Annotated in this window: 19 protein-coding genes and 7 tRNA genes; 10 read left to right on the top strand and 16 right to left on the bottom strand. The window is 71.3% G+C overall.

Going from position 1 to position 16676, the window contains the following annotated elements; all coding sequences use genetic code 11:
• Positions 1–24: 24 nt before the first annotated feature.
• Positions 25–585 (bottom strand): HIT family protein, encoded by a 561-nt coding sequence (locus ACWD5D_RS40290; RefSeq protein WP_451377720.1) that lies wholly within the window; start codon positions 583–585, stop codon positions 25–27.
• Between the two features lie 67 nt (positions 586–652).
• Here ACWD5D_RS40290 and ACWD5D_RS40285 point away from each other — a divergent pair, with 67 nt between their 5' ends.
• Complete coding sequence (locus tag ACWD5D_RS40285) at positions 653–1324, top strand: potassium channel family protein (protein WP_451377719.1); 672 nt, start codon at positions 653–655, stop codon at positions 1322–1324.
• 66 nt (positions 1325–1390) lie between these two features.
• On the opposite strand, the gene thrS is transcribed toward ACWD5D_RS40285, so the two are convergent.
• The 3 genes from thrS to ACWD5D_RS40270 form a co-directional block, all read right to left on the bottom strand.
• Entirely contained in the window at positions 1391–3367 is a 1977-nt protein-coding gene (thrS, locus tag ACWD5D_RS40280; protein ID WP_451377718.1) for a threonine--tRNA ligase, read from the bottom strand.
• A 98-nt stretch (positions 3368–3465) separates the two neighbouring features.
• A complete protein-coding gene (locus tag ACWD5D_RS40275; RefSeq protein ID WP_451377717.1) occupies positions 3466–4710 on the bottom strand; it encodes a hypothetical protein in 1245 nt (414 codons plus the stop codon).
• Positions 4707–5273, bottom strand: coding sequence for a DUF4365 domain-containing protein (locus ACWD5D_RS40270; protein WP_451377716.1), 567 nt, complete (start codon positions 5271–5273; stop codon positions 4707–4709). The genes ACWD5D_RS40275 and ACWD5D_RS40270 overlap by 4 nt, the downstream gene beginning before the upstream one ends.
• A gap of 168 nt (positions 5274–5441) precedes the next feature.
• Here ACWD5D_RS40270 and ACWD5D_RS40265 point away from each other — a divergent pair, with 168 nt between their 5' ends.
• Complete coding sequence (locus ACWD5D_RS40265; RefSeq protein WP_451377715.1) at positions 5442–6167, top strand: exonuclease domain-containing protein; 726 nt, start codon at positions 5442–5444, stop codon at positions 6165–6167.
• An 80-nt stretch (positions 6168–6247) separates the two neighbouring features.
• Here ACWD5D_RS40265 and ACWD5D_RS40260 read toward each other — a convergent pair.
• From ACWD5D_RS40260 to ACWD5D_RS40245, 4 genes are all read right to left on the bottom strand, one after another.
• A tRNA-Val gene (locus ACWD5D_RS40260) sits at positions 6248–6319 on the bottom strand.
• A gap of 39 nt (positions 6320–6358) precedes the next feature.
• The gene (locus ACWD5D_RS40255; RefSeq protein ID WP_451377714.1) at positions 6359–6805 is read right to left on the bottom strand and encodes an SRPBCC family protein; all 447 of its coding nucleotides are present in this window, start codon (positions 6803–6805) and stop codon (positions 6359–6361) included.
• A 439-nt stretch (positions 6806–7244) separates the two neighbouring features.
• A tRNA-Val gene (locus ACWD5D_RS40250) sits at positions 7245–7316 on the bottom strand.
• A gap of 96 nt (positions 7317–7412) precedes the next feature.
• Positions 7413–7919 (bottom strand): TIGR02611 family protein, encoded by a 507-nt coding sequence (locus tag ACWD5D_RS40245; protein ID WP_451377713.1) that lies wholly within the window; start codon positions 7917–7919, stop codon positions 7413–7415.
• A gap of 191 nt (positions 7920–8110) precedes the next feature.
• On the opposite strand from ACWD5D_RS40245, the gene ACWD5D_RS40240 reads away from it, so the two are divergent.
• Together ACWD5D_RS40240 and ACWD5D_RS40235 are read left to right on the top strand one after the other, a co-directional pair.
• Positions 8111–8524 carry an SsgA family sporulation/cell division regulator gene (locus ACWD5D_RS40240; RefSeq protein ID WP_004002642.1) on the top strand — a complete coding sequence of 138 codons (414 nt, stop codon included), beginning with the start codon at positions 8111–8113 and terminating at the stop codon, positions 8522–8524.
• A gap of 305 nt (positions 8525–8829) precedes the next feature.
• Positions 8830–9390 (top strand): CGNR zinc finger domain-containing protein, encoded by a 561-nt coding sequence (locus ACWD5D_RS40235; RefSeq protein ID WP_451377712.1) that lies wholly within the window; start codon positions 8830–8832, stop codon positions 9388–9390.
• A 65-nt stretch (positions 9391–9455) separates the two neighbouring features.
• Here ACWD5D_RS40235 and ACWD5D_RS40230 read toward each other — a convergent pair whose 3' ends face one another.
• Complete coding sequence (locus ACWD5D_RS40230; RefSeq protein ID WP_451377711.1) at positions 9456–9608, bottom strand: hypothetical protein; 153 nt, start codon at positions 9606–9608, stop codon at positions 9456–9458.
• Positions 9609–9773: 165 nt separating this feature from the next.
• Positions 9774–10217 (bottom strand): hypothetical protein, encoded by a 444-nt coding sequence (locus ACWD5D_RS40225; protein WP_451377710.1) that lies wholly within the window; start codon positions 10215–10217, stop codon positions 9774–9776.
• Between the two features lie 215 nt (positions 10218–10432).
• On the opposite strand from ACWD5D_RS40225, the gene ACWD5D_RS40220 reads away from it, so the two are divergent.
• Positions 10433–10954 (top strand): DsbA family protein, encoded by a 522-nt coding sequence (locus tag ACWD5D_RS40220; RefSeq protein WP_451377709.1) that lies wholly within the window; start codon positions 10433–10435, stop codon positions 10952–10954.
• Positions 10955–11030: 76 nt separating this feature from the next.
• Here ACWD5D_RS40220 and ACWD5D_RS40215 read toward each other — a convergent pair whose 3' ends face one another.
• From ACWD5D_RS40215 to ACWD5D_RS40205, 3 genes are all read right to left on the bottom strand, one after another.
• The gene (locus tag ACWD5D_RS40215; protein ID WP_451377708.1) at positions 11031–11855 is read right to left on the bottom strand and encodes a GNAT family N-acetyltransferase; all 825 of its coding nucleotides are present in this window, start codon (positions 11853–11855) and stop codon (positions 11031–11033) included.
• A gap of 79 nt (positions 11856–11934) precedes the next feature.
• Complete coding sequence (locus ACWD5D_RS40210) at positions 11935–12756, bottom strand: aminotransferase class IV (protein ID WP_451377707.1); 822 nt, start codon at positions 12754–12756, stop codon at positions 11935–11937.
• Positions 12753–13808 carry a chorismate-binding protein gene (locus tag ACWD5D_RS40205; protein WP_451377706.1) on the bottom strand — a complete coding sequence of 352 codons (1056 nt, stop codon included), beginning with the start codon at positions 13806–13808 and terminating at the stop codon, positions 12753–12755. Before ACWD5D_RS40205 ends, ACWD5D_RS40210 begins: the two co-directional genes overlap by 4 nt.
• A gap of 177 nt (positions 13809–13985) precedes the next feature.
• Here ACWD5D_RS40205 and ACWD5D_RS40200 point away from each other — a divergent pair.
• The 5 genes from ACWD5D_RS40200 (at position 13986) to ACWD5D_RS40180 (ending at position 14453) form a co-directional block, all read left to right on the top strand.
• Positions 13986–14058, top strand: a tRNA-Gly gene (locus ACWD5D_RS40200).
• 38 nt (positions 14059–14096) lie between these two features.
• Positions 14097–14170 (top strand) — tRNA-Cys (locus ACWD5D_RS40195).
• Between the two features lies 1 nt (position 14171).
• Positions 14172–14243: transfer RNA gene (locus ACWD5D_RS40190), tRNA-Val, on the top strand.
• A 37-nt stretch (positions 14244–14280) separates the two neighbouring features.
• Positions 14281–14352, top strand: a tRNA-Val gene (locus ACWD5D_RS40185).
• Between the two features lie 29 nt (positions 14353–14381).
• Positions 14382–14453: transfer RNA gene (locus ACWD5D_RS40180), tRNA-Val, on the top strand.
• Positions 14454–14500: 47 nt separating this feature from the next.
• On the opposite strand, the gene ACWD5D_RS40175 is transcribed toward ACWD5D_RS40180, so the two are convergent.
• From ACWD5D_RS40175 to ACWD5D_RS40165, 3 genes are all read right to left on the bottom strand, one after another.
• Entirely contained in the window at positions 14501–14785 is a 285-nt protein-coding gene (locus ACWD5D_RS40175) for a TFIIB-type zinc ribbon-containing protein (protein WP_451377705.1), read from the bottom strand.
• Between the two features lie 80 nt (positions 14786–14865).
• A complete protein-coding gene (locus ACWD5D_RS40170; protein ID WP_451377704.1) occupies positions 14866–15822 on the bottom strand; it encodes a phosphotransferase family protein in 957 nt (318 codons plus the stop codon).
• 218 nt (positions 15823–16040) lie between these two features.
• On the bottom strand, positions 16041–16217 hold the full coding sequence (locus ACWD5D_RS40165) for a hypothetical protein (protein ID WP_451377703.1): 177 nt from the start codon (positions 16215–16217) through the stop codon (positions 16041–16043).
• Positions 16218–16676 lie beyond the last annotated feature (459 nt).

Below are 16676 nucleotides of genomic sequence, written 5' to 3'. Positions count from 1 at the left end.
CTGCCGCCCCCGAACCCCCGCTGTTCAGCTCGCCGGCCAGGCCTCCGCGAGCATCTTCCGAGTGTCCGCCAGCAGCTGCGGCAGCACCTTCGTGTGGCCCACCACCGGCATGAAGTTCGTGTCGCCGCCCCAGCGCGGGACGACGTGCTGGTGCAGGTGGGCGGCGATGCCGGCGCCGGCGACCGTGCCCTGGTTCATGCCGATGTTGAAGCCGTGGGCGCCGGAGGCGGTGCGCAGGGCGGTCATCGCCTGCTTGGTCAGCTCGGCCAGCTCGGCGGTCTCGGGGCCGGTCAGGTCGGTGTAGTCGGCCACGTGCCGGTAGGGCACGGTCATGAGGTGGCCGCCGTTGTAGGGGTAGAGGTTGAGCACGGCGTACACGTGCTCGCCGCGGCGGACGATCAGACCGTCCTCGTCGGACTTCGCCGGGATCGAGCAGAACGGGCAGCCGTCCCCGGCCCCAGGGCCGGTCGGCTTGTTCTCGCCCTGGATGTAGGCCATCCGGTGGGGCGTCCACAGGCGCTGGAACGCGTCCTGCGTCCCCACTCCGATCTGCTGCTCCGGCTCACTCGTCATGCTAGGCAGCATATGGCTTCGCCCGTTCGCGGCGTGTCGCCGGGGCGGCGGGAAGCAGGCCACCGGCCAAGCTTGGCCGGTGGACGACGACAACCGGATGCGGCGCTGGGAACGGCGGACCGACCTCCCGCTCACCTTCGCCTGGCTGGTCTATCTCGGCGCCTACGCCGTGCATGTCCTCGCCCACGGTCTGTCCGGAGCCGCCCACGACCTGCTGCTGTCGCTGACGAGCACCGCTTGGGCGTTCTTCGCCGTCGACTACGTGGTGCGCTGGCGCCTCAGTGGCACGAGGCTGCCCCTGTTCGTCCGGCGGCACTGGCTGGACTCGGTCGTCGTCATCCTGCCCCTGCTGCGGCCGGTGCGGATCGTGCGGACCTACGAGACGGTGGAGCGGCGGCACGGACGCTCGCGGCTGCCGCTCCAGATCCGCGTGATGCTGTACGCGGGCCTGGGCTCGGTTCTGGTGGGCTTCGCCGGGGCGCTGGAGGTGTACCAGGCCGAGCACGACGCACCGTACGCCTCGATCCGCACCTTCGGCGACTCGGCGTGGTGGGTCTGCTCGACCCTGTCGACGGTCGGGTACGGCGACGTGGTCCCGGTGACGGTGCGGGGGCGGCTCATCGCGGTGGTGATGATGATCTGCGGCCTGGCGTTGCTGGGCGCGGTGACCGGTTCGTTCACCTCGTGGCTGATGCAGCGTTTCGCGCGGGGCGGCGACGGCGGGGACGGGCAAGGGCCCCCGGGGCGGTGATCCCCGAGGGCCCTGCGAGCCGGCCGGACCGGTTCAGGACTCCTGGCTCCGGCCAGGCGGTCCGGATCAGACCTGGACGCGATCCTCCACGGCCTTCGCGATCTTCGCGATGGCCTCGTCGAACGGGATGCCGTTCTCCTGCGAGCCGTCGCGGTAGCGGAAGGACACCGAGCCCTGGGACATGTCCTCGTCGCCCGCGATGACCATGAAGGGCACCTTCTGCTTCTGAGCGTTGCGGATCTTCTTCTGCATGCGGTCCGAGGAGGAGTCGACCTCGACGCGCAGACCCTGCTTCTTGGCCGCCGCGGCGAACTTCTCCAGGTACTCGACGTGCGCGTCGCCGATCGGGATGCCGATCGCCTGGACCGGGGCGAGCCACGCCGGGAAGGCGCCCGCGTAGTGCTCCAGGAGCACCGCGAAGAATCGCTCGATGGAGCCGAACAGCGCGCGGTGGATCATGACCGGGCGCTGCTTGGAGCCGTCCGGGCCCGTGAACTCCAGGTTGAAGCGCTCGGGCAGGTTGAAGTCGAGCTGGATGGTCGACATCTGCCAGGTGCGGCCGATGGCGTCCTTGGTCTGGACGGAGATCTTCGGTCCGTAGAAGGCGGCGCCGCCCGGGTCGGGCACGAGGGGCAGGCCCTGCTTCTCGGCGACCTGGCGGAGGGTCTCGGTGGCCTCCTCCCAGGTCTCGTCGGAGCCGACGTACTTCTCCGGGTCCTTGGTGGACAGCTCCAGGTAGAAGTCGGTCAGGCCGTAGTCACGCAGCAGGCCGAGGACGAAGGTGAGCGTCTTGTCGAGCTCCTCCGACATCTGCTCACGGGTGCAGTAGATGTGCGCGTCGTCCTGGGTGAAGCCGCGGGCACGGGTGAGACCGTGCACGACGCCCGACTTCTCGTACCGGTACACCGTCCCGAACTCGAAGAGACGCAGCGGCAGTTCACGGTACGAGCGGCCGCGCGCGTCGAAGATCAGGTTGTGCATCGGGCAGTTCATGGGCTTGAGGTAGTAGTCCACGCCCTCGTCGAGCTGCATGGGCGGGTACATGCCGTCGGCGTACCAGTCCAGGTGGCCCGAGGTCTCGAAGAGCTTCCCCTTCGTCGCGTGCGGGGTGTAGACGAACTCGTAGCCCTCCTGCTCGTGCCGGCGGCGCGAGTAGTCCTCCATCACACGGCGGACGATGCCGCCCTTGGGGTGGAAGACGGCGAGGCCGGAGCCGATCTGCTCGGGGACCGAGAAGAGGTCCAGCTCGTGGCCGAGCTTGCGGTGGTCGCGCTTCTCGGCCTCGACGAGGAAGTCGAGGTGCGCCTTCAGCTCGTCCTTGGACGGCCAGGCGGTGCCGTAGATGCGCTGGAGCATCGGGTTCTTCTCGCTGCCGCGCCAGTAGGCGGCCGCGTTGCGCATCAGTTTGAACGCCGGGATGAGGCGGGTGGAGGGCAGGTGCGGACCGCGGCACAGGTCCTTCCAGCACAGCTCGCCGGTCTTGGCGTCGAGGTTGTCGTAGATGGTCAGCTCGCCGGCGCCGACCTCGACGTCCGCGCCGTCGTCGTGCGACGCCGAGCCCTTGAGGCCGATCAGCTCCAGCTTGTACGGCTCGTCCGCCAGCTCCGCGCGGGCCTCGTCGTCGGTGACCACCCGGCGCGAGAACTTCTGCCCGCGCTTCTGGATCTCCTGCATCTTCTTCTCGATGGCCTTGAGGTCATCGGGGTGGAAGGGCTTCTCGACGTCGAAGTCGTAGTAGAAGCCGTCCTTGACGGGCGGGCCGATGCCCAGCTTGGCCTCGGGGAAGAGCTCCTGCACGGCCTGCGCCATGACGTGCGCGGTGGAGTGGCGCAGGATGTCGAGACCGTCCTTGGAGGAGATCTCGACGCCCTCGACCTCGTCGCCGTCGGACAGTTCGTACGCCAGGTCCTTCAGCTCGCCGGCCACGCGCGCGGCGATGATCGAACGCTCGCCCGCGAAGAGATCCGCGGCCGTGGTGCCCGGCGTCACCACACGTTCTTCCCGCTCGGAATCCCGTTGGATGATCACACGGACGTCTGACACCGGTCTCTCCTGACTGAAGGTGGGTGCGGCGCCATACCAGGAGCGCGCGCTGAACGGATCGTACCGACCCGACACCTCCGATCGCGAAACGGTTACTTTCAGTCCTCGCTCCCGTACGCCTCCCCGCACGCCTCCTCGAAGAAGTCGAGGTTCTCCTGGAGCGACTTCATCAGCCGGTCCCGCTCGGCCTCGTCCACCTGGACGGGTACGACGCCGCAGGCGCCGGTGAGCCTGCGGAACCCGCCCCGGCGCTCCAGCCGGCCGTGCACCCGCACCGGGAGGCCGACGAGGTGGGCGTGGCCGGCAATGCGGTAGTCCTCCTCGCTCAGGGTGACGCGGACGTGCGGGACCTCGGCGCCCGCGAGCACCCGCAGTCGTACGGCGCCCTCGCCGCGAGGCCCGGACCGGCGCAGGCGGACGACGGCCCCGGTGATCCGGACCGGAACGGAGGGTTCCTCCTGGAGGTAGCGGGTGCCGGCCGCGCGCAGCACGGGCAGGTCGCAGGGTGAGAACTCGACGGGTTCGGCAAAGGCGGCGCAGCCCTCGGGGACGCCGGAGCCGGGAGCCCAGGCGACGGCGATGCGGGCGCCCTCGGTGCCGCGGACGAGCGTGGTCAGCGCCTCGGTCAGTTCGCGGCTGACGCCGGCTTCGACGGCGCCGTCGAAGGCGTCCATGCCGCCGGTGGCGCGCTCGTAGTCGATGGCCTCGCGGGCCGCGTGCAGGGCCTGGTGGAGGCGGACGGCGAGGGCACGGCCGGCGGGCACGGGGACGAAGGCGGTCAGCCGGCCGTCCTCGGCGGCGGGTCCGACGAGGACGTTCTCCAGCAGGGCGGCGGCTGAGCGCCGGTGCCGGGCGCCGTAGTAACCGGCACGCGCGCGCGTGGCGAGCGCGGCGGCCAGCAGCATCTGCCGGGCGGCGGCGCGCAGTTGCTCGTCGACGGCCCAGGGCGCGGCGCCGACGGGACCGCTGCGGGTGTCCCGCCACCAGCGGATCTCGTCGCTGGGCACGGCGAGGGAGATCAGTACCTCGCGCGCGGAGGGGGTGTCGCTGCGGGCGAGCGCGTCGAGGGCCTCGCCGAGCAGGTCGTCGCTGTCGGGGAAGGCGCGGCTCTCGGGCACCAGCAGGCTGGTGCCCGCGGCGGCCGGGCCGGGCGGGGTCCAGCGGCCGTAGCGGCCGGCCGCCCCGCCGCGCCGGTGCCAGCCGTGCCGGCGCAGCAGCGCGCCGAGCACGGCCGGGTCGACCCCGGCGGGGTCGGGGGGCTCGTTCCAGGGGACGGTTCCCGGGGAGGTGTCGGGGTGCGGCCGGACCTGCCGGACCTGCTCGTCGTAGGGACGGCTCCTCATGGTCTGCCTCCCGTCCCGACCCGCGTCATGATCTCGCACAGCGCCCGGTCGTCGAAGATGCGTGAGGTCGGTATCCGCACGGTGGTCCGGTGCCGGCCGGTGACCGGCTGACCGGCCAGGTTGACCCAGTAGCAGCAGTGCCGGAGGTCGAGCCGGTCGTGGCTGGCGCGCAGCCAGTCGTCCTGCGAGCGCGGGACGAGCATGACGACCAGGATCTTGTGCACCGAGACGGGTGTGCGGGCGAGCTTGCGCAGATGGTCGTTGTCGAGGGTGAAGGAGAAGAAGCGGCCCGGGGGGTTCGGCGGGACCTGGTAGGTGCACTTCAGCTGCACCTTGATGGTCACCTCGTCGTCGACGGTGTGTCCGGGGGCGCTGTGGCTGACGTGCCAGTCGATGCCGTTGTCCGGGAAGGGCTGGGACAGCGAGCAGCCGGCCGCGGCGGCGACCGCGTGCAGATAGCCGACCTGCAGCGTCTCCATGCAGGCGGTGGTGGCGAGCGTGCCGCGAAGGGGGCCCGAGCGGTCGGGCAGCAGCCCGCCCCGCTCGGGCTGCGCTATGGCCATGACCAACAGCCTTCCAAGCCAAGAATTTCCCCGATGTGGGCCGCTGAACTGCAAAGACCCGTACTCCTGTTGTGTCCTTCCGGCGTACGGCGCAAACGGCCCGGGTATCACCAAACGGGCAGAAGACGGAACGTCATCTGCCGTGGGTGAACGAGGAGTTGGGTTGGGATGACGAACTGGTACGAGGGGCCGCTGGCCGCCTTCGACACGGAGACGACGGGCGTCGACGTCGAGACCGACCGGATCGTGTCGGCCGCCGTCGTCGTCCAGGATGCGCCGGGCACCCGGCCCCGGGTCACCCGCTGGCTGGTGAACCCGGGCGTTCCGGTGCCGGAGGCCGCGACGGCGGTGCACGGTCTGACGGACGAGCACCTTCAGCACAACGGCCGTTGGCCGGCGCCGGTGATGTACGAGATAGCCGAGCAGCTGACGGAGCACGCGGCGATGGGGCGTCCGCTGGTGGTGATGAACGCGCCGTTCGACCTCACGCTGCTGGACCGGGAGTTGCGCCGGCACCGGGCGTCCTCGCTGGACCGCTGGTTCGAGGGGGCGCCGCTGCGGGTGCTGGACCCCCGGGTGCTGGACAAGCATCTGGACCGCTACCGCAAGGGGCGCCGCACGCTGACCGACCTGTGCGAGCACTACGGCGTGACGCTGCAGGGCGCGCACGAGGCGGCGGCGGACGCGGTGGCCGCCCTGGATGTCGTACGGGCCCTGGGCCGGCGCTTCGCGACCCGGCTGGAGCGCCTGTCCCCCGCCGAGCTGCACACCCTCCAGGCCACCTGGCACGCGGCCCAGGCCCGCGGCCTGCAGGCGTGGTTCGCGCGCAGCGGCTCGGAGGAGACGGTGAGCACGGACTGGCCGTTGCGACCGGAGCTGCCGGCGGCGGCCTGACGGCGGTGCCCGTTCCTCGCCCGAGACGCCCCAGGACAGCAGAAGAGCCGGTCCGCTGCTGCGGACCGGCTCCTTCCCGGTGGGCGATACTGGGTTCGAACCAGTGACCTCTTCGGTGTGAACGAAGCGCTCTCCCACTGAGCTAATCGCCCGGGAACGCACCGAACAATACAGGGCGGCACGGTGTTACTTCAAACCGCTCCCAGACGGCGGAGCAGTCCACGCCGGCCGGCCCGCATCATCAGGCTGTGGTTGGCGCGGAAGAGAAGCCGCCCCGGCACGGCCAGCTTCCTGAGCAGGGGTTTGCTGACGTCCACCTCCTGGTCGTAGCGGGCCGCCGTGCCGCGGCCGTCGGCCGTGACCGTCCAGCGGGCCCAGCCCTCGATGTCGCCGGACATGACCGCCTCCAGGACTCCGGCGACCGGGTCGCGGCGGGTCTCGCGAGCGGTGAGGGTCAGCTCGTACGGCAGGACGGACCGGATGGTGAGGACTCCGGTGGAGGTGTCGAGCAGCGTCACCGAGCGCACCTGCGGCCACCAGTGGGGATAGTCCTCGATCCGCTCCAGTGCCGTGTAGACGACGGCGGGCGGGGCGGGCAGGGACCACAGGGTGCGGAATCGGTAGTGGTTCCAGTCCATGGAGTGAGTCTGCCTGTACGGGCGCGCCGATTCTGAGTACGCGTACTCATGCGTCGCGCCGTGACGCGGCCCACACTCGGTGGCGAGCGCCGCCGCCCGTGCGACGGCGCTCTTCCCTCGCCCGTGAAGCGGTTTCCGTCTCCCTATGTGATCGGCCCTCAGATTGCCTGTCGGCAGGGCGGTTTGGGGATGAAAGGAATTCCTTCATTTCCGCGCCCTGCGACGAATTCCGACGCTATTCCGAAAAACATCCAGAGGATTCCGCGGGCGACCTCAGGCGTCCCGGACACACGGGACGGCAGGAACCCGGCACAGATAACGGATCGTCACCGTCCTCTTCCCGGAGGGCTGTCGCCGTACGGGCCGGCGACGGAGGCACGGACGGGCGTACACACGACGACGGCCCACCCGCTGTTCGCGGATGGGCCGTCGGTCCGGGTGGGCGATACTGGGTTCGAACCAGTGACCTCTTCGGTGTGAACGAAGCGCTCTCCCACTGAGCTAATCGCCCGGACGCAGGAAGAACATTACCCCATGTCAGGGGGTGCCTCCGACCAGGCACCGGGGGGCGAGGGCCGCGGGACGGCCGCCACCCTCGGGCGCCGGATCACTGATCCTTGATCTTCCAGGGCATCACGACGCCGAACTTCCACAGGTAGATCCCGGCGAGCACAGCCACGATCACCAGACCGATCACCGTGAGCGTGATGTTGCGGCGGCGCACCCGGGGGTCGAGGGCCCGCTGGGCCGCCTCGGTCACCTTGCGCTTGGTCCAGCGCAGGACGAGCTGGGCCCAGACGAACTCGGTCGCCCAGATCGCCATGCCGCCGAAGATCACGACCCAGCCGGGTCCGGGCAGCGGCAGCATGACGATCCCGGCCACGACGACCGCGAGCCCGACGACGAAGACACCGACCTGCCAGCTCACGTGCAGGGCCCTGCGGGCCCTGATGAAATGCGGCGCCCGGGATCCGAGCCCCCGCTCGGACCGCCCCTCGCCCGCCGGCGCCGCGTCCGCACCGGCCACACCGGCCGCGTCGCTCACGCCATCCGCGCCGTCCGCCTGGTTCGATGCCACGGCAACCTCGCCCGGATCGTCACTCCCCGTATTCATACGTACAAACCCTACCGGAACGAATCCGGTCACCGGAATGGTCGTAGGACGCGTGCGAGTTCTCGGCCGGAAGAGTTACGTAAAGCCAGGCAAAACACGCAGAGGGGTTTACAACGGCACCGTAGGTGGCATGTCGATTTCGCCGACGTGCGAATCCCCGAGCGCACACTGAGCGAAAGGCCCTGGCGCTTATGAACACCACGGTCAGCTGCGAGCTGCACCTGCGCCTCGTTGTGTCGAGCGAGTCATCCCTGCCTGTCCCCGCAGGCCTGCGGTACGACACGGCCGACCCCTACGCCGTGCACGCGACCTTCCACACCGGAGCCGAGGAGACCGTCGAGTGGGTGTTCGCCCGCGACCTCCTGGCCGAGGGGCTCCACCGCCCCACCGGCACCGGCGACGTCCGCGTCTGGCCATCTCGTAGTCATGGCCAGGGCGTGGTGTGCATCGCCCTGAGTTCTCCGGAGGGAGAGGCTCTGCTGGAGGCCCCCGCGCGGGCCCTGGAGTCCTTCCTGAAGCGAACGGACGCCGCCGTGCCGCCCGGCACGGAGCATCGGCACTTCGATCTGGATCAGGAGCTGTCGCACATCCTGGCGGAAAGCTAGATCACCGCCCTCCAAGCCGCCCGGCGCCGTCCACTCGGGGAGACGGCTCGGGCCAAAACAACCGCATACGGCACAGGCCGGCGTCGTCACCGTGAGTGTTCGCGGGACGACGTCGGCCCGTGCCGGTTTCGCTCCGGAGCGTGACGAGAGCGGGAACACGGGCGCTCTCCGGGGCGTTTTCCTGGCGTCAGGGAGCTTCCAGCAGCAAATTCGATGGCCTGAGGTCGGTGCGCCGGGCGCGGTTGTCGCTACCATCGGCCAGCATCGGAGGGCGCCCGCCCGACCCCCATGCCAGGGAGCGAAACGTGCTGATCACCCACGACACCCGGTGCGCGCTCGACACCGTGGTGGATCTGGTGAACACCGCACCGGAGGACGACACGGAAACGGAGGGACTGCCGGATGTCACGGCTCTCACCGATTTCGTGCGAAGCCACAAAATCAGTGACGTGGGGGTGCTGTCCGAGTTCGACCTGTCGGCTGTGCGCAAGGTCCGCGGCCGGTTCGCGGGGATCTTCGCGGCCCCGGACGCCCGGGCCGCCGCCGGGTCGATCAACGAGCTGGTGGCCGCGGCCGGCACCACGCCTCGCCTGACGGACCACGACGGCTACGACTGGCATGTGCACTACTTCGCCCCCGGCGCCTCCGTGGCCGACCACCTCGCCGCGGACTGCGGGATGGCGCTCGCCTTCTTCGTGGTGGCCGGGGAGCAGGAGCGGCTGCGGCGCTGCGAGGCGCCGGACTGCCGACGGGCCTTCGTGGACCTCTCCCGCAACCGCTCACGCCGTTACTGCGACAGCCGCACCTGTGGGAACCGGCTGCACGTGGCCGCGTACCGGGCCCGGCGCAAGGAGGCCGCGGGCTGATCGAGGGGCGTGCGCCCCGGGCGACGCCGGTCCCGGCGGGTGGCGCCGGGACGGACGTGTACGGCTCACAGCAGCAGCAGGTCGTGCAGCGCAGCCATGAGGATGAGACACCCGATCACCGCCAGGAAGATCATCAGCGGTGGCTGGGAAAGGGCGAAGAGGCACCCGCGCGGCTCGTCCTTCGGCGGCGCGGCCTCGCTCTGTTGCGTGTCCAGCATCTCGCCGGTGATGATGACGCAGAGGCCGCCCTGTACGCGATCAACACGCCTGTAAAGTGCGCTACTTCGCTGAATTCGCCCCGTCCCGTTCGAGTCGCTCCGCGTCGTGACCGCTTCCGGACGTGCGAGGGGCGGTCCGTGTCGCTTCAGCCCATCATGCGCGGGTCATATGCCGTGCTTCTTGAGGATGGCCTCGATGTCGCTGAAGTCGTCGGCGGAATCCGTGGCCCGGGGGGCGGCGCCGGGGCGTGCCGCGGGACGGGCGGCCGGGCCGAGGGCGGGGGCGGAGGCCGCCGGAGCCACCGCGTCGCTCCGACCGGCACGGGCGGCTCTGCGCTCGGCACGGGTGCCGCCGCGCCTGCGCTCGACGGCACGAGTGCCCGCGAACAGCAGCCAGGCCGCGCCCAGCACACCGAAGCCCGCCCAGGCCGTGGGGCTGAAGGCGGTGTCCGCGAGCCAGCCGACCACACCGGTCATCACCAGGCCGACCGGGACCAGCGAGTAGGCCGCGATGCGGGCGGCCGCCACGAAACGCTTGCGGTACGCCGTGACCGCCGCGATGCCCAGGCCGGCCGCGGACACGGCGGAACAGACGGTCTCGGCAATCATCCGGTCCTCCTGGCGGGCTCGGTCGGTGGGCAGGGGACGCAAGGGCACCGGCGAGGTGCGCTTCGTCCCTTCCATCCTGCACCGTCCGCCACCCGAGATGCCATGCTCCGGCGCGACATCAGGGACATCTCCGGGTCGCCTCCTCCTGGGGTGCCGGGTGGACGCCGTGGCGTCCCGATTCGGTCACCCCGGGCTCGCCTGGAAGACTGGTGGGCATGAGCGACTCCTCCCCCGTGCGCACCGAGCCCGTCGTCCTCGACGTGTGGTGCGAACTCCAGTGCCCCGACTGCCGCAGCGCCCTGAACGACGTCCGCGCGCTGCGCGAGCGTTACGGCGACCGGCTGGACGTGCGGCTGCGGCACTTCCCGCTGGAGAAGCACAAGCACGCCTTCGCCGCCGCCCAGGCCGCCGAGGAGGCCCTGGAGCAGGGCAAGGGCTGGCCGTACGTCGAGGCGGTGCTCGCCAGGGCCGAGGAGCTGGACCGTACGGGAGAACCCCTCCTGGTCGAGACGGCCCGTGAACTCGGACTGGACGCCGAGGAGTTCGACACCGCGCTGATCGACGGCCGGCACATCCTGATCGTGGACGCGGACCAGGCCGAGGGCAAGGCGATCGGTGTGACCGGCACCCCGACGTACGTCATCGGCGGCGAGCGTCTGGACGGCGGCAAGAGCCAGGACGGGCTGCGCGAGCGGATCGAGGAGATCGCGGACCGGCTGCTGGCCGGGGAGGCGTGAGCCGATCCCGCAGAGACGGATCCCCGCGGAACCGGATCCCCGCGGAACCGGATCCCCGCAACGCGGAACCGGACCTCTACACCAGGGGCTTGGAGAAGGAGCGGTCCGTCGTCGCGTAGCCGAGCGACTCGTACAGCCGCTCGGCCGGGAGGTTGCCCGCGAACACGTTGAGCCCCAGGACGGACCGGCCGGCGCCGATCGCCTGGCGCTCCGCGAGCAGCATGAGCGCCCGGCCGTGCCCCCGGCCGCGGTGGGCCGCGTCGGTCTCGACGTCGAAGACGAACGCCTGGTCGTCCCGGACACACAGCCACAGGGTGCCCACCCGCGTCCCCTCGTGTTCCAGGACGCTGAGCAGCATGCCCTCGCTCCCGAGCCCCCGCGGCAGCAGCGTCTCGTGGTCCCGGCGGGACTTCGCGCGGGCCGCTGCCTCGGGGACGCCCCGCTCGATCCAGTCCCGGGCGTAGGACTCGGACTCGTGCGCGTACCACGCCTCGAACTCGTCCGGCGTCATCGGCCGCGCGCCGCTGCCCGGGGGCAGTGCGGGCGGCGTGTCCGGGAGGCGCTTCTCCATGCCCCGGTTGCGCAAGGTGTACCCGAGGGCGCCGACGAGCCGCAGCGCGGCCTCCGCCCCGGCGGGGACCAGGGCCTCGATCCCGGTGCAGCCCCAGCCGCGCGCCACCTCCTCCGCGGCGAGCGCGGCCACCGTGCCCCGGCCGCGCCGCCGGTCGGGCTCGGCTATCCGCAGGTCGTGGACGCGGGCCACCGACGGGCCGAGGGAGGGCGAGGTGCCCAGGTGGATCTCGCCGACAGGACGGCTGTTCACGCACACCTGGTAGCGGCGTGAACGGGTTCCGTCGGGATGCTGCTGAAGCGGCTCGGTCGGCCGCAGGGTCGTCGTCATCACGGGTGTTCTACCCGCTGCGGACCCTTCGGTCAGCCGATTTTTCCGTGACCGGCAGGGGGCGGGTGTTCCGCGGCTGTCAGGGGTCGAGGTCCGCGCCGGATCGCTCGTCGAAGATCCGCATCGCCTTGGCGGTCACCGGGCCCGGCGCGGCGGGAAGCTCCCGCTCGTCGACCCGGTGCACGGCCTGGACGTCCCGCAAAGTGGAGGTCAGGAAGATCTCCTCGGCCCGTTCCAGGACCTCCAGCGGCAGGTCGGTCTCCTTGGCGCCGGTCCACTCCGCGGCCAGGGCACGGGTGATGCCGGGCAGGCAGCCGGAGGCGACCGGCGGGGTGTGGATCTCACCGTCGAGGACGACGAAGACGTTGGACCCGGTGCCCTCGCAGAGCTGTCCGACCGTGTTGGCGAACAGCGCCTCGGAGGCGCCGTGTTGGTGGGCGCGGGCGAGGGCGACGACGTTCTCGGCGTACGAGGTGGTCTTCAGGCCGGTGAGCGCGCCGCGCTCGTTACGGGTCCACGGGACCGTGACCACGGCCGTGGAGTCGGGACGCCGGGAGGTCTCGCCGAGGGCGACGACCAGGGTCGGGCCGTGCTCACCCCGGTCGGAGCCGAGCGGGCCGTGGCCGCCGGTGTAGGTGATCCGCAGCCGGCCCAGCGGCATCGGGTTGGCCTCCAGGACGGCCGCGCAGGCGCGGCGCACCTCGTCGAGGTCGGGGTCGGGCAGGCCGAGACCCCGGGCCGAGCGGGTCAGCCGGTCCAGGTGGCGGGTGAGCGCGAACGGCCTTCCGTGGACCGCCTTGACGGTCTCGAAGATGCCGTCGCCGACGGTCAGCCCGTGGTCGAAGACGGAGACCCGGGCGGACTCGAGGTCCCGCAGTGCGCCGTCCAGCCAGATCCTCATGTCAGAGCCTCTCCACTCTCCTGGTACACCCCAGACGCTATCGCGAGCAGCCGGGACGCCTTCAGCTCGGTCTCCCGCCACTCCCCCTCGGGGTCGGATCCCCAGGTGATGCCGGCGCCGGTGCCGAAGCGCAGCTCACCGGCCTCCCGGTCGATCCAGAAGGTGCGGATGCCCACGGCCAGCTCAGCGACCTCCCGGTCCGCGTCGACCCAGCCGATGCCGCCGCAGTAGGGGCCGCGCGGCGCGGTCTCCAGTTCCTCGATGATCCGCAGGGCGCTGGACTTCGGCGCGCCGGTGACCGAGCCCGGCGGGAAGGCCGCGGTGAGCAGCTCGGGCCAGCCGGCGTCGGGGCGCAGCTCGCCGCGGACGGTGGAGACCAGGTGCACCAGGCCGGGGTGCTTCTCGACCGCGCACAGGTCGGGGACGCTCACGCTGCCGGTGGCGCAGACCCGCCCGATGTCGTTGCGGACCAGGTCCACGATCATCACGTTCTCGGCGTAGTCCTTCTCCAGGAGGTCCGCCTCGGTGCGCCCGGTGCCCTTGATGGGTCCGCTCTCGACGATCCGGCCGTCCCGGCGCAGGAACAGCTCGGGCGAGGCGGTGGCGATCTCCACCGCGTGCCCGGGCAGCCGGATCGTGCCCGCGTACGGCGCCGGGTTGCCGCGGGCCAGCAGCGAGGTCAGGGCGTCCACGTCGGCGTCGGGGGCGACGGGCGCGCCGAGCACCCGGCAGAGGTTGGCCTGGTAGACCTCGCCGGCCGCGATGTACTCGCGGATCCGGCCGACGGCCGCCGTGTAGGCGGCGCGGTCCAGGGAGGAGGTCCAGTGCTCCACCGCCGGGCCGTGCCAGCCGCCCGGTGCGGGCGCGGGCACGGGCTGCACACGTACGTCCGCGAAACGGGCGCAGGTCAGGCGGCCCTCGAAGTCCGCGGCCACGGCCCAGAAGCCGGTGGAGTCCAATGCGGCGGGATCGCTGGTGACGTCGAGGAGGCCGGTGGCGACGCGGTCGCCGAATCGGGCGAGAGGAGGGAGGGGAGCGGGGAGGTGGAGCACGTGTCGAGTCTAGGTCGGGTGTCCGAAAGGTGGCCCGGGGATGTCCCGGGCAGGGCCCTGACCACGACCTCTGCCCGGCGCACCGCAGCACGCTGCGCAAACGCGTTTTTGTGCTGGCCCAGGAATCCGCTAGAGTTCAACACGTCGCCGGGACGCGGAAGCGGTCCGAAACGACAAGCGGACGTAGCTCAGTTGGTAGAGCGCAACCTTGCCAAGGTTGAGGTCGCGAGTTCGAGCCTCGTCGTCCGCTCGCAGGAAGTAGGGATCATCCCGATCCCCTACACTCCTGGTGGAGTGGCCGAGAGGCGAGGCAACGGCCTGCAAAGCCGTCTACACGGGTTCAAATCCCGTCTCCACCTCCAAGGACGATTAGCTCAGCGGGAGAGCGCTTCCCTGACACGGAAGAGGTCACTGGTTCAATCCCAGTATCGTCCACTGGATCCGTCGGCTCGGCCGGTCTGATCCGAACCCCGCGCGATTAGCTCAGCGGGAGAGCGCTTCCCTGACACGGAAGAGGTCACTGGTTCAATCCCAGTATCGCGCACTGTCTGTGACTCACGGGTCACGGCCCGCGGACGATTAGCTCAGCGGGAGAGCGCTTCCCTGACACGGAAGAGGTCACTGGTTCAATCCCAGTATCGTCCACACACCGAAGCCCCCGGTCCCACGACCGGGGGCTTCTTCGTGTCCGCTCAGCTGGAGAACAGCATGTGGCCGAAGCTCTTGTGACGCTGGTGGCCGTAGTGGCCGCCGTGACCGCCGTGCGGGGCGCCCCAGGCGGGCGCGGGCGGGGCGGCGGGGTAGGCCTGCGGAGCGGGCGACGGCGGGGCGGGCTGGGACCACTGGGACTCCAGGCGGGTGAGCGCCTCGAGCTCGCCGTAGTCGAGGAAGATTCCGCGGCAGCCGCTGCACTGCTCGATCTGGACGCCGTTGCGGTTGTAGGTGTGCATCGGCGCGTGACACTTCGGACACTGCATGCTCGGCTCAACTCCTCGCCGGTTGGTGCTGCTTCACGTTTCCCCAGGACAGACTCCGTCCGGCCTGGGTCGGTTGCAGCCTACTTCGGGAATTCGTGCGTCAATTGGCGGGGTACGGCCGTCATTCGGGCACAGGCGTCCACCACGGCCTGCTCCACCTCGTCCAGCGGCCGGTTCGCGGCGAGCGCCTTGGTGACGGCCAGGGCGGCGGTCTGCACCGTGAGCGCGCGAGCCGGGACGTCCAGGGCGGCCCAGGGGTCGCCGTCCGGGGGGACGGCCGGGCCGCCGGCCGCTCGGTAGGCGGCCAGGAAGCGGCTCCACTCCTCGGGCGGGAGCAGTCCGCAGGCGTACCAGGCGGCGGGGCGGGCGAGGTCCCAGGCCGGGGTGCCGACGCCGAGGTCGTCCACGTCGATCAGACGCCAGGGGCCGTCGGCTGCCGGGTACCGGACGAGCTGACCGAGGTGCAGGTCGCCGTGACAGAGCACGGGCGCACCGGGCATCGGCGCCTCGGCGCGAGCCCATGCGGGCAGAGCCGCCCAGGCCATGAGGACCGCCGGCCCGCCCACGTGGGACGCGGTGGTCAGCGCGGAACGCAGCCGCGCGACGGCACGGGCGGCCTTGACCGGCCCTCGCATCGCCGGCAGGGCGGGAGGAGGCGCCGTCCGGTGCAGCCGGGCGAGGAGCGTGGCGGCGGCTTCCCAGGGGGCGGCGTCCGGGTCGTCCCGGTCCACGGGGGTGCCGTACGGCCAGAACGTCACGAGGCGGTCGTGCAGGGTGGCCGGGGTCTGGGCGAGCGGTGCGAGGAGGACGTCCGGGACGCGGGTCGCCAGGGCGACGCGGAGAGCCAGTTCGGCGGGATCGGTGTCCGGCGCGTGGGCCTTTGCGACGGTGTCGGCATGCCGGACCACGGTGGCGTCGGCCCGCTCGGCGAGGGCGCCGGTGCCACACGTACAGGGAGCCCCTTCGCTACCGGGGTGGGCGGCGGCCCTGACCTTCACGGTCAGCGCGTCGAGAAGGGCGGTGGTGTCTGCGGTCACTGAGTCCTCGGTCGGTTCGGCTGTCCGGCCGAGCGTACTGACGCCACTTCGGTGCGGACTCCGCCCGCCCCGTCACAACCGCCCCCGAAAACGGCGTAATGCCGGCGCAGCTCCCCAGCTGCGCCGGCATTTGTGCCGTCCGCCGCACCCCCGTCCCCACGGGGTTTCATGGATGGATGTCCCCGCCCGGACCGCTCTTCCGGGCCTGGGGTCGCCGCTCAGCGCCCCAGCATCACACCCACGGACGACGCCTGTGTGGCCACCGTTTCCCAGCCGTCGAAGACGACGAGGAGCAGGGCCGCCAGAGGAAGGGCCATGAGCGTCGCCACCAGGGGGTGGCGGCGGCCCGTGGGGCGGGTGCCGAACGCTGTGCGCCGGGGTGCCGTGTGGGCCATGGTCCCTCTCCTGACCGTCTGTGTCCGGCCGTCCACGTGGGACGGCCTGCGTTGTCATCGGCAGCGGCGGGTGTCTGACCTCGGGGGACGAGTGCTGCACCCGCCGCTTGACCTCAAATCTAGGCTCGGGACACCCGGGGGACGTCATGCCTTCGTACCGAATCGCGGGCCTCCCGGAGGATGAGCCATGACCTGCCGAGTACTCCCCTGGGTGGAGACGGGGCCCCAGGTCTCGGGGTCTTCCCTGAGGGGGCGCCCGCTGTGTCCCGGCATTTCCGAACCGTCCTACGTCCGAGACGAGTGACTTCGATCACTTCGCCCGTATGACAGGGGCCTCCCGGACCCTCCCGGCCCGGGGCGCCGGCCCGGGCCGGCGCCCCCGGGCGGGGGGCCAGCCCCCCCGGCCCGGGCCCCCCCCCCGGGGGACCGACCCCGACACCCACCGCCGTGGGGAGTGGA

Source organism: Streptomyces sp. NPDC002520 (assembly GCF_053595235.1).
This window is presented reverse-complemented; position numbering and strand designations above follow the sequence as displayed.

Coding starts and splice junctions, on each gene's coding strand:
- ACWD5D_RS40290 (WP_451377720.1), bottom strand. CDS start 585: ATGCTGCCTAGCATGACGAGTGAGCCGGAGCAGCAGATCGGAGTGGGG.
- ACWD5D_RS40275 (WP_451377717.1), bottom strand. CDS start 4,710: ATGAGGAGCCGTCCCTACGACGAGCAGGTCCGGCAGGTCCGGCCGCAC.
- ACWD5D_RS40270 (WP_451377716.1), bottom strand. CDS start 5,273: ATGGCCATAGCGCAGCCCGAGCGGGGCGGGCTGCTGCCCGACCGCTCG.
- ACWD5D_RS40265 (WP_451377715.1), top strand. CDS start 5,442: ATGACGAACTGGTACGAGGGGCCGCTGGCCGCCTTCGACACGGAGACG.
- ACWD5D_RS40255 (WP_451377714.1), bottom strand. CDS start 6,805: ATGGACTGGAACCACTACCGATTCCGCACCCTGTGGTCCCTGCCCGCC.
- ACWD5D_RS40245 (WP_451377713.1), bottom strand. CDS start 7,919: ATGAATACGGGGAGTGACGATCCGGGCGAGGTTGCCGTGGCATCGAAC.
- ACWD5D_RS40240 (WP_004002642.1), top strand. CDS start 8,111: ATGAACACCACGGTCAGCTGCGAGCTGCACCTGCGCCTCGTTGTGTCG.
- ACWD5D_RS40230 (WP_451377711.1), bottom strand. CDS start 9,608: ATGCTGGACACGCAACAGAGCGAGGCCGCGCCGCCGAAGGACGAGCCG.
- ACWD5D_RS40225 (WP_451377710.1), bottom strand. CDS start 10,217: ATGATTGCCGAGACCGTCTGTTCCGCCGTGTCCGCGGCCGGCCTGGGC.
- ACWD5D_RS40220 (WP_451377709.1), top strand. CDS start 10,433: ATGAGCGACTCCTCCCCCGTGCGCACCGAGCCCGTCGTCCTCGACGTG.
- ACWD5D_RS40215 (WP_451377708.1), bottom strand. CDS start 11,855: ATGACGACGACCCTGCGGCCGACCGAGCCGCTTCAGCAGCATCCCGAC.
- ACWD5D_RS40210 (WP_451377707.1), bottom strand. CDS start 12,756: ATGAGGATCTGGCTGGACGGCGCACTGCGGGACCTCGAGTCCGCCCGG.
- ACWD5D_RS40175 (WP_451377705.1), bottom strand. CDS start 14,785: ATGCAGTGTCCGAAGTGTCACGCGCCGATGCACACCTACAACCGCAAC.
- ACWD5D_RS40165 (WP_451377703.1), bottom strand. CDS start 16,217: ATGGCCCACACGGCACCCCGGCGCACAGCGTTCGGCACCCGCCCCACG.